This is a genomic window from Sinorhizobium fredii NGR234, from assembly GCF_000018545.1.
GTDB classification, from domain to species: domain Bacteria; phylum Pseudomonadota; class Alphaproteobacteria; order Rhizobiales; family Rhizobiaceae; genus Sinorhizobium; species Sinorhizobium fredii_A.
In genome coordinates, this window is sequence record NC_012587.1 from 16,454 (window position 1) to 30,149 (window position 13,696).

Genomic DNA, 13,696 nt, shown 5'->3' on the forward strand with positions numbered 1-13,696 from the left:
ACCAGTCTTGCGTGGACGGGACCAATTCTTACTGCATGTTCCTGAAATCGTAACCGATTTAAGGATAAGTACATGCAGCAATTTAAAGTGCTACAGCGTCCTTTGTGCGTCTGAAAAGACGCACGGCGCTGTAGTTGGCCCAAAAATTGCTTATTACCGGGATTTGGTCAAGCACCGAGGCGTTGTAGGGCCGCCAATTTGCCTGCGCATCGTTAAAGGCTGAAATTATCGCCGAGATAGAGCCGGCGCACATCCGGATTGGTGACGATGTCGTTGGCACGGCCATGGGTCAGCACTTCGCCGGCATGGATGATGTAGGCGCGGTCGATCAGTCCCAGCGTTTCGCGCACGTTGTGATCGGTAATCAGGACGCCGATGCCGCGCGAGGTCAGATGCCGCACCAGCGCCTGGATGTCGGCCACCGAGATCGGATCGACGCCCGCGAAGGGTTCGTCGAGCAGCATGAAGGTCGGGTCGGTCGCGAGCGCCCGCGCGATCTCGAGGCGCCGCCGCTCGCCGCCCGAGAGCGCGATGGCCGGCGATTTGCGCAGATGCGTGATCGAGAATTCGCCCAGCAGGTCGTTCAGCTTGCTCTCGCGCCTATCGACGTTCTTGTCGTGGATCTCGAGCACGGCGCGGATGTTTTCCTCGACCGTCAGCCCACGGAGGATCGAGGCTTCCTGCGGCAGGTAGCCGACGCCGAGGCGGGCCCGGCGGTACATCGGCATCGTGGTGACGTCGTTGCCGTTGATCTCGATCGATCCCTCGTCGACCGGGACCAGTCCGGTGATCATGTAGAAGCAGGTCGTTTTGCCGGCGCCGTTCGGGCCGAGCAGGCCGACCGCCTCGCCACGCCGCACGACGAGTGAGACGCCGTTGACGACGCGCCGCGAGCGGTAGGATTTCGTCAGGCCCCGGGCGATCAGCGTGCCGTCATAGCGCGCCTTGTCGACCGTCCGCGCAGCAACGGCTGCCGCCGACGGCTTCTTGACCCGTTTGCGTTTGGGAAGAAAGGGAATCTGCACGTCCGAATCTTGCATCAATTCTGCTTGCGGGACTGCGGATCGAGCTGAATCTGCACGCGGCCGCCGCAGGCCTCGAGCTGGGCTTCGCCCGTATCCATTTGCACATTCAACTGGCAGCCGACGAAGACGTTCTTGCCCTCGGACAGGACGACCTTGTCGCCCTTGAGCACAATAGTCTGGTTGGTAAGGTTGACGAGGCCGGTATCGCCCGTTGCCTGTTGGGCGCCGGAACTCAGGAACACTTTGTTGTTGACCTCGATCCGGTCGATATCGGCGTTGCCGCTGGTGATCGTCGCGCCCTCGGTCGCCTTGTAGAAGACGGTCATGTTGCCGGCCTGCAGCGTCGTCGTGCCCTGCACGACCTTCACGTTGCCGGTGAAGATCGCCTTGCTTTCCGGGTCCTTTATCTCGAGCTTGTCGCTCTCGATCTGGATCGGCTGGTCGTTGGAAAGCTGCATGCCCTTCATGCGGCTGGATGTGGCCTGCGCCAAGGCGCCGGAAGCAATTATCAAAGCGCCGATCCCGGCGGCAGCCAGGCTGGCGGAAACCTTAAAAGAAACGGTAGATGTGACCGACATGGGGGTGCACCAGGTCCTATTTGGCGTTCTTGCGGATGGCGCTCGGTTCGACATTGACCCGGACCATGCCTTCGAATGTTACAATACGTCCCTTATCTGTCATTCGCAGCGACTGCGCAATGATCGATCCGCCGTTCATGCTGATGGCAATCGGATGCTTGGTTTCCATTTCGCCGGCGTCGATATCCAGATATGCCGACTGGAAATCGGCATTGACGCCATTATTCATAGAAATAGTGAACGGGGCGTTCATGTCGAGCGTATTTGCGCCGCGATCGTAAATGCCGCTTGTCGCGTCCACCGTAGCGACCAGCGTATCGTTGACCGGCATCTCGGCATGGATCTGCTCAAGCGTGATGATGTCGGGATTGGCGATGTCCTGCAGCGCCCGCTGGGCCTTCATGGAATAGCTGATGTCCTGCCGGTTGCGGCCGGAAATCGCCGGATTCTGCATGACGATCTTGCCGTTTTCGATCGTTGCGGTTTCGAGTTGCAGATCCTCCGGCAGAAAGGCGCGCACGAAGGAAATCGCTGCGAAGACGAGGGCGATCACGCCGGCCGCGAACGGCAAGACGATCTTCAGGCGCTTCACCCGCGCGGAATGCCGCGCCGCCGATGCGTAGGCATCGGCGGGGCTCGTACCCGAATCGGCAAGGATATCGGGATAGCGCGCTTGGTTCAGCATCAAGGGCCCGTCGGTTCCGTTGGGTTCTTGCGATATCTGCAAGATCCGCATTTACATGCAATGGCGTAGGTCACGGCGAATATGGTTATTTTGTCATCGTCCGGCAATGGAGCGGCAAAAACTTTGAAGGGACTGCGAAAAACGCGCCTTTTGGCTTTCCCCAGCCGCCAGCCGCGCCTATCTAGCCTGCCACTGCGGGCGCAGATAGCATGTTCCTGAGGAAACTGACAGAACCCGCGCCAAATTTTGGGAGATGCCCCATGGACGAACTCGCCATTGCCGATCGCCGCAGCCTGCGCAGGAAGCTGAGCTTCTGGCGCTGGACGGCCGCTGCCATTCTCGTCCTGGGCGGTTTCGCGCTCATTGCCTTTTCCGGCTGGACCGAGGTCAGCGAACGGGCTCGCGAGCACGTTGCCCGCGTCACCGTTTCCGGCGTCATCCAGGACGACCGGGAACTGGTCGAGAGGCTGGAGAGGATTGCCGACAATAAATCCGCCAAGGCGCTGATCGTGACGATATCGTCGCCGGGGGGCACCACCTATGGCGGCGAGGTGCTCTATAAGGCGATCCGCAAGGTCGCAGCCAAGAAGCCGGTGGTCTCCGATGTCCGGACGCTCGCCGCCTCGGCCGGCTACATGATAGCGCTCGCTGGCGATCGCATCGTCGCCGGGGAAACCTCGATCACCGGTTCGATCGGCGTCATCTTCCAATATCCGCAGGTCAAGCAACTGATGGACAAGGTCGGCGTGTCGCTGGAGTCGATAAAGTCGCGGCCGTTGAAGGCCGAGCCCTCTCCATTCCATCCGCCGAGCCCGGAGGCGCGGGCGATGATCCAGACGATGATCGACGACAGCTACAACTGGTTCGTCGATCTGGTGGCCGAACGGCGCAAGCTGCCGCGGCCGGAGGCGCTGGCGCTGGCCGATGGCCGCATCTTCACCGGACGTCAGGCCCTGCAGGGCAAGCTCGTCGATACCATCGGCGGAGACGACGAGATCAGGGCTTTCCTCGCCGATCGCAAGGTGTCGAAGGACCTGCCCGTGGTGGATTGGGAAGCGCCGGGCGGTTCCTTCCCTTTCGGGCTTTCGACGGTCGTCTCCAACTGGCTCAAGCTGTTGGGATATGATGCTTTTCCAGCGATGAACGGACTTGAAAAGATCGGCGGCGACAAGTTGTTTCTTGACGGTCTTGTTTCGGTTTGGCAGGTTGATGCTCAATAAGGAAGGCCGGGTATGCTGCCCTGAGGCGCGATGAGGCCCTCACCGTGTTCCGGGCGTCCGGCGCGACCTTCCAAGCGTCACAAGCAGACAGAAAAAGCAAAAAAACCAAGGGGGCGAAAGTGATCAAGTCAGAACTGGTGCAGATTGTGGCCGCGCGCAATCCGCACCTCTATCACCGTGATGTCGAAAATATCGTCAATGCGGTCCTCGATGAGATCACTGATGCCCTCGCGGCCGGAAACCGGGTCGAACTGCGCGGCTTCGGAGCCTTCTCGGTGAAGAACCGGCCGTCGCGCTCGGGCCGCAACCCGCGTACCGGCGATTCCGTCTTCGTCGAGGAAAAATGGGTGCCTTTCTTCAAGACCGGCAAGGAGCTGCGCGAGCGGCTCAATCCCGGCATGAACGACAGGGATGACGACTGAGAGGCGCATCGGCCAGGGCGGCCCGTCTTTCTGAAAGCGGCGAGTCCCTCTCATTCCAACCTGCGCGCCGAGCCTGCCGAGGGCAATCCGAGCCGGTGCCATAGCCGGAGCGGTGCATGTTCAAGAAAATCGTCAATATCGTCGTGCTCGTACCGTTGGGGGTCATCCTCATCGCCTTGAGCGTCGCCAACCGCCAGACGGTGACGCTGGCGCTCAATCCCTTCGATACGGCCGACAGCGTGCTTTCGGTATCCGCGCCCTTTTTCCTCTTCCTGTTTCTCGCAGTGGTCGTCGGACTGGTCCTCGGAGCGGCCGCGGTCTGGCTCAGCCAGGGAAAATACCGTCGCCGCGCGCGCAGCGAGGCGCATGAGGCGCTGAAGTGGCATCGCGAGGCGGAAAAGCACCGCAGCGAGGCCGAAAGGTTGTCGCAGGTGAATCTGCCGGCACCGCAGAACTGAGGGCGCGCCGGCCCTACGGCATGTTTCCTTGAATCGTAGCCGCTTTCAACTCGCCGCTTCGGCGGCACCGCTGACGGCGAGGTTTAAATTGGCGAAGAACTGCTGCGCCAGCTTCTTGGCGGTCGAATCGATCAGGCGAGAGCCAAGCTGAGCAAGCTTGCCGCCGACTTCGGCCTTGACATCGTAGCTGAGCAGCGTTTCGTCGCTTTCTTCGGCAAGCGTGACATCCGCACCTCCCTTGGCGAAGCCGGCGATGCCGCCCTTTCCCTCACCCGATATCGTATAGCTTTCGGGCGGGTTCAGGTTGGAGAGCGTGACCTTGCCGTTGAACGTCGCCGAAACCGGGCCGATCTTGACCTTGACGACGGCCGTGAGTTCCGTTGGCGAGACCGCTTCGACCGCCTGGCAGCCGGGAATGCACCGCTTCAGGATGTCGGGGTCGTTCAGGCATTGCCAAACCGCTTCGCGGCGTGCCGCGATCCGCTCCTCACCGGTGATGTCCATAGAGCTTCCTCCCATCTACTGCAGCAATTTAAAGTGCTACAGCGAGATTGCGCGCCCGATCAGGCGCGCGGCGCTGTAGTGACGCCACCGATCTTCGCAGACCGGAAACGGCTTTGCCAAGAGCATCCACGGTGCTATTGCACGCACTGCGCAGGTCGCGCGTCCATTCCGGGCGCGGGGAAGGCGCATTCCGTCTGATTGCCGGGCATGGACGAGGTGCCGGTGGTCGAGCGAAATCCAAGGATCAGCTTGTGAAGGAAAAAGATCGGCGATCGAAAAACGCCTCGGTCACGGCGGCAAAGGGACGCGGCGCGGAGGCCCGTGGCGGACGTCACGAGCCACGGCATCCATCGGCAAAGAGCGGCGCCCCCAAGGGCAAGGCCGGCGGGCTGCCGTCACCCAAGGCAGCGGCGCAGAAATCGCCGCGGTCCGCTGCACAGGAAAGCACCCCGGCACGATCCATTGAGCCGCGCAGCGGCGAGAAGCCGGCCGAGACCGTGCCGCTCATCCTCGAGACGGTGCCGACCGCCGGTTACCACCTGATCGACAGCGGCGACGGCGAGAAGCTGGAACAGTACGGACCCTATCGCATCGTCCGGCCCGAGGCCCAGGCGCTGTGGCCGAAGGCCTTGCCCGCTGCCGTTTGGGAAAAGGCGGATGCGATCTTCACCGGCGACACCGACGAGGACGGCATGGGGCGCTGGCGCTTCCCCCGCGAGGCGCTGGGGGAAACCTGGCCGATGCAGCTTCTCGATACGGATTTTCTCGGCCGCTTCACCTCCTTCCGCCATGTCGGCGTGTTCCCCGAGCAGCTGGCCCACTGGTCCTGGATGAAGGACCAGGTGGCGGCGTCCGGCCGGCCGTTGAAGGTGCTCAACCTTTTCGGCTATACCGGCGTCGCCTCGCTGGTCGCCGCGAAGGCGGGCGCGGAGGTGACCCATGTCGATGCCTCGAAGAAGGCGATCGGCTGGGCGCGGGAGAACCAGGCGATGGCCCGCGCCGAGAAGCTGCCGATCCGCTGGATATGCGACGACGCCATGAAGTTCATCCAGCGCGAGGAGCGGCGCGGCAGCCGCTACGACATCATCCTGACCGACCCGCCCAAGTTCGGCCGAGGGCCGAACGGCGAGGTCTGGCAGCTTTTCGACCATCTGGCGGCGATGCTCGACATTTGCCGCGAAATCCTGTCGCCCGATGCCCGCGGCCTGGTGCTGACCGCCTATTCGATCCGCGCCAGCTTCTATTCGATCCACGAACTCATGCGCGAGACGATGCGCGGGCGCGGCGGCCGGGTGGAATCGGGCGAACTCATCATCCGCGAGGGCGGTCTCGACGGCAAGGCGCCGGGGCGGGCGCTGTCCACTTCCCTCTTCAGCCGCTGGGTACCCAAATGAACTCTGACAGAAGCGATCACGGCACGCCGCGCGTCGGCCAGGTGAAGGAGGTCACCAGCCTCACCAATCCGATCGTCAAGGATATCCGCGCGCTCGCCCAGAAGAAGCACCGCGACGAGACGCGTTCCTTCATGGCCGAAGGGCTGAAGCTGGTGATCGATGCGCTCGATCTCGGCTGGAAGATCAAGACGCTCGTCTATGCCAAGGCGGCCAAGGGCAAGCCGCAGGTCGGGCAGGTAGCGGCAAAGGCGGTCGCCAGGGGCGGGCTCGTCCTGGAGGTTAGCGAGAAGGTGATCTCGACGATCACCCGCCGCGACAACCCGCAGATGGTGGTCGGCATTTTCGAGCAGCGCTACCAGCCGCTGAAGGATATCCGTCCGGGGGAAGGTGAGACCTACGTGGCCCTCGACCGGGTGCGCGATCCCGGCAATCTCGGCACGATCATTCGCACGGCCGACGCGGCTGGTGCCTCGGGCATCATTCTGGTCGGCGAGACCACCGATCCGTTCTCGCTCGAAACGGTGCGGGCGACGATGGGCTCCGTCTTCGCCATGCCCGTCGCCCGCGCCAGCGCCGAGGACTTCCTCCGCTGGCAGCGATCGGCAGGCGTGCAGGTCGTGGCGACGCACCTTTCGGGCTCCGTCGACTATCGCACCATCGACTACCGATCGAAGCCCGTCGTCCTGCTGATGGGCAACGAGCAGGCGGGCCTGCCGGCCGAACTCGCCCGCGAAGCCGGCGCGCTGGCGCGCATCCCCCAGGCGGGCCGCGCCGACTCGCTCAATCTGGCGATTGCCACCGGCATCATGCTGTTCGAAGCGCGCCGCCACCTTCTGTCGCTGGATGCCCCCTGATGAGCGAACGCAACACCCTGTTTTCCCGGCCGCTGCCGATCGCGCTCTTCATTCTCGTCGCGCTCGTTGCCGACCAGGCCATCAAGTATCTGGTGGAAGCCTTCCTGCCCTTCCAGGAGGCGGTGCCGGTCGTTCCGATGCTCGCCCTCTATCGCACCTACAATTACGGCGTCGCCTTCTCGATGCTGTCGGGCATGGAAGGCTGGTTCATCGTCGGCATGCGCCTGGCCGTCGTCGCCTTCGTTCTCTGGCTCTGGCGCCGCACCCCGAAGGACCGGTTCTTCGCCCATCTCGGCTATGCGATGATCATCGCCGGCGCACTTGGCAATCTCGTCGACCGGCTGCTTTTCGGCTATGTCATCGACTACATCCTGTTCCACACGGCCACCTGGTCCTTCGCCGTCTTCAATCTCGCCGATAGTTTCATCACCGTCGGCGCCGGGGCGATCATCCTGGACGAGCTGCTGCAGACGAAAAAGACGCGGTCGCTAAAACTTTAGAAGTCCGTTGAAGCCATTCGGAAGGTTGCCATGCCAGCCTGAAGGCATGAGCGAGCCTTTCTCAGCCCAGCAGCGCAAGCAAGCCGGCCCGGGCGCGATGCCAGCAGCCGTCGACGTCGCGCGATCGGCGACGGCGATGGCAGGCCGTCCTCCTCCGGTAGCGCGCAGGTCGCCGGTCGACCGCGAAACGTCCGTTGGCCACATTCTCCTGGCTGTCGCCGGGCTGGCCGCCGCGGCCCTTCTCCTCGTCGCGGGGGCACGCGCCGGCCTTCATCTGCTGCCGGCCGTAGCTGCGGTCGGTGCCCTCGCCGGCGCCTTTCTGCTGCTCTCCCGCGAAGGCGCCGCGTCCCGGCAGGCGTCGGAGCCGGGTAGCGGAGCAGATCGGACCGAGCGGTGTTCGGAGACGGCGAAGCTGCTTTCGACGATCCATGATGCGCTCGGCGACATCGCGCTCGTCCGCGGCATGGACGGCAAGATCGTCCAGGCGAATGCCGTGTTCAGTCGAGTTTGTGGCCGGGTCGACGTGCGGGGGCTGACCTGTGCTTCGCTGGGCCTGAGCTTCGAGCCGCGGCCGGATCCGGACCGTTTCATCGTCCGTTTCGCGACGCCGGCCGGCCTACGCCTCTACGATTGGCACGATGTCGTCATCCGCGAGCCGGCGAGCGGCCGGCTGATGCGCCACAGCATCGCCCGAGACGTAACGGAAGAGGCGCAAGCGGTGCGCCGCGGAGAGGAGGCACGGCTGCGCGCCGAAGAGGCGAGCCAGGCGAAATCGCGGCTGCTGGCGACCGTCACGCATGAGATCCGCACGCCGCTTTCCGGCATCCTCGGCATGAGCCATCTGCTCGCCCAGACGCAATTGTCGGCCGAGCAGCGGAACTATCTTGCCGACATGCAGCAGTCCGGTCACGCCCTGGTTCAACTCGTCGAGGACCTGATCGATTTCTCCTCGCTCTCGGCCGGGCGCTTCCAACTGCATCCGTCGGAGCAGGAACTGCGCCTCGTCATCGAGAACGTGGTGGAGATGCTTTCGCATCGCGCCCACGAGAAAGGCATCGAAATCGGGGTGGCGATCGATGCGAGCGTACCGCCTCGCTTCGGGTTCGATGCGGCGCGTCTCAGGCAGGTGCTGTTCAACGTCATCGGCAATGCCGTCAAATTCACCGAAGCCGGCGGCGTGCTCGTCACGGCCGATTACGGCGAAGGACATGTCCGCATCCGGGTTGATGACAGCGGCCCTGGCATGTCTGCCGACGAACTGGCGCGTGTCTTCGAGGAGTTCGAGCAGGCCGGCGACCACGCCCAGCGCTCCAAGGGAACAGGCCTCGGGCTGGCGATTTCCCGCCGCATCATGGAGGCCTTTGGCGGCAGCCTCATCGCGTCGAGCGTTACGGGAGAGGGGAGCCGCTTCGAGATTCGCTTTCCGGTCGACGAGGCCCTCTCAGCTGCGCAGCCCCGCCGCGGCGCCCTTGCCGACGCGCATGTCCTTCTGCTCGCTCCCGACGGCCCCGCTTCGATGGCGCTTGCCGCGACCATCAAGACCCTGGGCGGCCAATGCCATCGCGCGCCAACCCTGTCGGCGGCGCGCGAAGTCATCGCCAGGCCGCTCGCCGGCGCCCTGCCACTGACGGATATCATCGTCGATCACCGCCATGCGTCGCAATTGCGCCAACTCCTGTTGCTGGAGCCGGCACTCGAACGTCAGCGACTGCGCAAGACCTGCCTGATCAGCCCCGAAGAGCGCAGCAGCCACCCGGTGAACCGGATGGGCGGCTACGAGGCCTGGCTGATCCGCCCCTTGCGGGAGAAATCCCTGGTGGAGGTGCTGCTCGGCCGCATGACGGGCATCGAAAAGCGCGATGGAATCAACGACAACAGGCCAATCCTCAGGGCGGAGCCGCGGAAGGCTGCCGCGGTTTCACCGGATCGCCGCCGGGTGCTGCTCGCCGAGGACGATCCGGTGAATGCCTTGGTGCTGCGGAAGATGCTGGAGAGGGCCGGACACGGCGTCGATCATGTCGGCGACTTCGCCGCGCTCGAAGCTGCGTTGCAAGGGAGGGCTGCACCCGGGCTCATCGTGACGGACTTCAATATGCCGGGCGGCGACGGGCTTGCCCTGCTTCGGCGCCTTCGCGGGGTCGAAGCAGCCGGAAAAGGGAACCGGGTGCCTGTGGTCGTTCTGACCTCGGATGTCCGAAGCGATCTGCATCGGCTGCTGCTTGCGGCCGGTGCGGACGCCGTCCTTACAAAGCCGGCCGAACCGGAGCGGTTCCTCGCAGAAGTCGCGCGGCTGCTCGATGCCGGGCAGGCGTAGATCCGTCCCCGGGGTTGCCTCGCGTCCCCGTGTCACTATGTTGTTGCAGAAACGTGGTTTAAGCCCGACGGACAATGACGATTCGGGATGACACGGCATGACGATCGACCTTCTGGATTCGACGAGCGTGGTTGACACTTCACAGGTTCGCAGCCGCAAGACCATTGCGGCACCGGCAACCGATGTTCTCGGCCGTATCGCCAATCTCGAAACGCGGCTTGCCCGTACTGCCGCGGAGATCGACGCGGCGCAGGCCGTGCGTTACCGCGTCTTCGTCGAGGAGATGAAGGCGCAGGTGACGCCCGAGGCCGAACGGCGCAAGCGCGATGTCGACGGCTGGGACGCGATTTGCGACCATCTGCTCGTCCTCGACACCTCGATCGAAGGGGACGCCGAGGAGCAGATCGTCGGCACCTACCGCCTGCTGCGCCAGGAGGTCGCCGCGCGGGCGGGCGGCTTCTATTCGGCTTCCGAATTTGCCATCGACGATCTTCTCGCCCGTCATCCGGACAAGCGCTTCATGGAACTCGGCCGCTCCTGCGTGCTGCCGGAATACCGGACCAAGCGCACCGTGGAACTGCTCTGGCAGGGCAATTGGGCCTATGCGCTGAAGCATGGCATCGATGCCATGTTCGGCTGCGGCTCCCTTCCGGGGGTCGTTCCCGAGGAGCATGCGCTGGCGCTTTCCTTTCTCCACCACAACCTGCTCGCCCGCGATCAATGGGCGGTCGCCGCCCGGCCGGAACTCTATCGCACGATGGATCTCATGCCGCCCGAAGCGATCAATCCGAAGAAGGCGCTTGCAGCGCTGCCGCCGCTCATCAAGGGCTATATGCGGCTCGGTGCGATGGTCGGCGACGGTGCCGTCGTCGATCACGCTTTCCGGACGACGGACGTGCTGATCGTTCTGCCGATCAGCAATATCTCCGGCCGCTATCTCAACTACTACGGCGCCGACGCCGGCCGCTTTTCTTCGTCCGTCTCCTGATCACTCCGCCAGGACTCAGATCGGCGCCCATCCGGGCGGGCGGAGCCGCGCGATATTTGCAGCAATTTAAGTATTAACCACTTATTAAGTATATGTTTGACTTCTAAAATAAAAATACGAAAGTCTACTCTTGTGGTTGGATCGAAATTTCAGCACGAAGCAGTGTAGAAAACAAAGGAATGATCGCCGCTGCAACCGAAAGAAGCCGCGGTCATCGGTAAATTCCTGCATTTTTAATGACGTAAGGTGTAGATCGGCCACAAATATTGAGCCCACTTCCGGTCCCAAAGAAGTGGGCTCTTGTTTTATTTATAGACTTTGTATCGTTATTGCGCAGATTCGCGGATGCGTTTGTTCACGACCGGCGGATTTGTCCCGAAACGGGACGCGATGCAGTTCACGTCCCGGCATTGTAGGCGGCGATTGCCGCCAGGTTGACGATGTCGGAATCCTTGGCCGACATCGAGGTGATCTGCACCGACTTGTCGAAGCCGACGAGCAGCGGGCCGATGACGGTCGAGCCGCCCAGTTCCTGGAGCATCTTGGTGGAGATCGAGGCCGAGTGGAAGGCAGGCATCACCAACACGTTGGCGGTGCCGGAAAGCCGGCAGAACGGATATTGCTCGAGCACCCGATGATTGAGCGCCACGTCGGCGGCCATTTCGCCGTCATATTCGAAATCGACACGGCGCCGGTCGAGAATCTTCACCGCCTCGCGGACCCGCTCGGAGCGCTCGCCCGACGGATGGCCGAATGTCGAGTAGGCAAGCATGGCGACGCGGGGCATGTAGCCGAGCCGCTTGGCGAGCCCGGCGGCCTCCTCGGCGATATCGGCCAGCTCCTCGGCAGAGGGCATGTCGTGAACCGCGGTGTCGGCGACGAGCACGGTACGGCCGCGGCAGAGCGCGATCGATACGCCGATCACCCGGTGGCCGGGCTTTGCGTCGATACAGCGGCGGACGTCCTCGAGCGCGGTTGAGTAGTTGCGCGTCAGACCGGTAACCATGCCGTCGGCATCGCCGAGCGCGACCATGGAGGCGGCGAAGTGGTTGCGGTCGTTGTTGATCAGCCGCTGCACGTCGCGGAAGAGATAACCCTTGCGCTGCAGCCGGGCATAGAGGAAGTCGGTATAGGCGCTGACGCGTTTCGACAGACGCGCATTGACGATCTGGATGCCGGGCCGATCGAGGTCGATGCCCTCCCGTTCGGCGGTTTCGCGCATCTGCTCCTCGCGCCCCAGCAGGATCGCCGTGCCGAGCTGCTGGTTCGCATAGGCAATGGCCGAGCGCATCATCTGCACTTCCTCGCCCTCGGCGAAGACGATGCGCTTCGGCTGACGGCGGACGCGCTCGAAAATCCGCTGCAGCGTCGAGGCGATCGGGTCGCGCCGGGCGGAAAGCTGCTGCCCATAGGCATTGAGATCCGCGATCGGCTTTTGCGCCACCCCGGTCTCCATGGCGGCCTTGGCGACGGCCATCGGGATCGCCGAGATCAGGCGCGGATCGAAGGGTACAGGAATGATGTATTGCGGCCCGAAGCGCGGCCGGTTGCCCTGATAGGCGGCGGCGACGTCGTCCGGCACGTCCTCCTTGGCGAGGCTCGCCAGCGCTTCCGCCGCGGCAATCTTCATCGCGTCGTTGATCGTCGAGGCGCGCACATCGAGCGCGCCGCGGAAGATGTAGGGAAAGCCGAGAACATTGTTGACCTGGTTCGGATAGTCGGAGCGCCCGGTCGCGACGATCGCATCGTCGCGGATCTGGGCCACCTCTTCGGGGGTGATTTCCGGATCCGGATTGGCCATGGCGAAGATGATCGGCCTTGCCGCCATCGAACGCACCATCTCGGGCGAGAGGGCGCCCTTGGCCGAAAGGCCGAAGAACACGTCGGAACCCTCGACCGCCTCGGCCAGCGTCCGGCGGTCGGTCTTGACGGCGTGCGCCGACTTCCACTGGTTCATGCCCTCGGTGCGGCCCTGGAAGATCACCCCCTTGGTGTCGCAGAGGATGATGTTTTCCGGGTTGAAGCCCATCGCCTTGATGAGCTCGATGCAGGCGATGGCCGCGGCACCCGCGCCGTTGCAGACGAGCTTCGTCGTCTTGAAGTCGCGGCCGGTCAGGGCCAGCGCATTGATGAGGCCGGCGGCGGCGATGATCGCGGTGCCGTGCTGGTCGTCATGGAACACCGGAATGTCCATGACCTCGCGCAGCCGCTGCTCGATGATGAAACAGTCCGGCGCCTTGATATCCTCGAGATTGATGCCGCCGAAGGACGGGCCGAGGAAGCGCACGCAGTTGATGAATTCGTCGACATTCTCGGTGTCGACTTCGAGATCGATCGAATCGACATCGGCAAAGCGCTTGAAGAGCACGGACTTGCCCTCCATCACCGGCTTCGAGGCAAGCGCGCCCAAATTGCCGAGGCCGAGGATCGCCGTGCCGTTCGAAATCACCGCCACCATGTTGCCGCGCGCCGTATAGTCGTAGGCCGTCGCCGGATCCTCGGCGATTGCCTTGACGGGCACGGCGACGCCCGGCGAATAGGCGAGCGACAGGTCGCGCTGCGTCGCCATCGGCTTCGTCGGTGAAATCTCCAGCTTTCCGGGACGACCCTGGGAATGGAAGTCGAGCGCCTCCTGGGCGGTGACGCTCGTCATCGTGCGGTCGGTCTTGTCGGTAGCCGGCATGTTTCCTCAACCTCCTGTGGGCGACCGTTCCGGTCTGCCGCTTTCCTGTTGTCGTCTATAAATGCTTGCGG

The 13,696-nt window shown here is 63.5% G+C and carries 13 protein-coding genes; 8 read left to right on the plus strand and 5 right to left on the minus strand.

Annotated elements, in window-relative coordinates:
• Positions 1–212: 212 nt before the first annotated feature.
• Genes lptB through lptC form a run of 3 tightly spaced genes read right to left on the minus strand, consistent with a single transcriptional unit; the run spans position 213 to position 2,288 of the window.
• On the minus strand, positions 213–1,025 hold the full coding sequence (lptB, locus tag NGR_RS11450) for an LPS export ABC transporter ATP-binding protein (RefSeq protein WP_193377907.1): 813 nt from the start codon (positions 1,023–1,025) through the stop codon (positions 213–215).
• A gap of 14 nt (positions 1,026–1,039) precedes the next feature.
• Positions 1,040–1,603 (minus strand): LptA/OstA family protein, encoded by a 564-nt coding sequence (locus tag NGR_RS11455; protein ID WP_012706608.1) that lies wholly within the window; start codon positions 1,601–1,603, stop codon positions 1,040–1,042.
• Positions 1,604–1,619: 16 nt separating this feature from the next.
• Positions 1,620–2,288, minus strand: a complete 669-nt coding sequence (lptC, locus tag NGR_RS11460) for an LPS export ABC transporter periplasmic protein LptC (RefSeq protein ID WP_164924138.1) — start codon at positions 2,286–2,288, stop codon at positions 1,620–1,622.
• Between the two features lie 260 nt (positions 2,289–2,548).
• Here lptC and sppA point away from each other — a divergent pair, with 260 nt between their 5' ends.
• From sppA to NGR_RS11475, 3 genes are all read left to right on the plus strand, one after another.
• Positions 2,549–3,508, plus strand: a complete 960-nt coding sequence (gene sppA, locus NGR_RS11465) for a signal peptide peptidase SppA (protein ID WP_012706610.1) — start codon at positions 2,549–2,551, stop codon at positions 3,506–3,508.
• Positions 3,509–3,627: 119 nt separating this feature from the next.
• Positions 3,628–3,930 (plus strand): integration host factor subunit beta, encoded by a 303-nt coding sequence (locus NGR_RS11470; protein WP_164924139.1) that lies wholly within the window; start codon positions 3,628–3,630, stop codon positions 3,928–3,930.
• A 116-nt stretch (positions 3,931–4,046) separates the two neighbouring features.
• Positions 4,047–4,388, plus strand: a complete 342-nt coding sequence (locus tag NGR_RS11475; RefSeq protein ID WP_012706612.1) for a DUF1049 domain-containing protein — start codon at positions 4,047–4,049, stop codon at positions 4,386–4,388.
• Between the two features lie 45 nt (positions 4,389–4,433).
• Here NGR_RS11475 and NGR_RS11480 read toward each other — a convergent pair whose 3' ends face one another.
• Entirely contained in the window at positions 4,434–4,892 is a 459-nt protein-coding gene (locus NGR_RS11480) for an SRPBCC family protein (protein ID WP_012706613.1), read from the minus strand.
• Positions 4,893–5,143: 251 nt separating this feature from the next.
• On the opposite strand from NGR_RS11480, the gene NGR_RS11485 reads away from it, so the two are divergent.
• The 5 genes from NGR_RS11485 (at position 5,144) to NGR_RS11505 (ending at position 10,942) form a co-directional block, all read left to right on the plus strand.
• Complete coding sequence (locus NGR_RS11485) at positions 5,144–6,286, plus strand: class I SAM-dependent rRNA methyltransferase (RefSeq protein ID WP_012706614.1); 1,143 nt, start codon at positions 5,144–5,146, stop codon at positions 6,284–6,286.
• Entirely contained in the window at positions 6,283–7,140 is an 858-nt protein-coding gene (locus NGR_RS11490; protein ID WP_012706615.1) for a TrmH family RNA methyltransferase, read from the plus strand. The genes NGR_RS11485 and NGR_RS11490 overlap by 4 nt, the downstream gene beginning before the upstream one ends.
• Positions 7,140–7,640, plus strand: a complete 501-nt coding sequence (gene lspA, locus NGR_RS11495) for a signal peptidase II (protein WP_012706616.1) — start codon at positions 7,140–7,142, stop codon at positions 7,638–7,640. Before NGR_RS11490 ends, lspA begins: the two co-directional genes overlap by 1 nt.
• A gap of 46 nt (positions 7,641–7,686) precedes the next feature.
• Complete coding sequence (locus tag NGR_RS11500) at positions 7,687–9,954, plus strand: hybrid sensor histidine kinase/response regulator (RefSeq protein ID WP_012706617.1); 2,268 nt, start codon at positions 7,687–7,689, stop codon at positions 9,952–9,954.
• Positions 9,955–10,051: 97 nt separating this feature from the next.
• A complete protein-coding gene (locus NGR_RS11505; protein WP_012706618.1) occupies positions 10,052–10,942 on the plus strand; it encodes a GNAT family N-acetyltransferase in 891 nt (296 codons plus the stop codon).
• Between the two features lie 397 nt (positions 10,943–11,339).
• On the opposite strand, the gene NGR_RS11510 is transcribed toward NGR_RS11505, so the two are convergent.
• Positions 11,340–13,625, minus strand: coding sequence for an NADP-dependent malic enzyme (locus NGR_RS11510; protein WP_012706619.1), 2,286 nt, complete (start codon positions 13,623–13,625; stop codon positions 11,340–11,342).
• Positions 13,626–13,696: the final 71 nt, after the last annotated feature.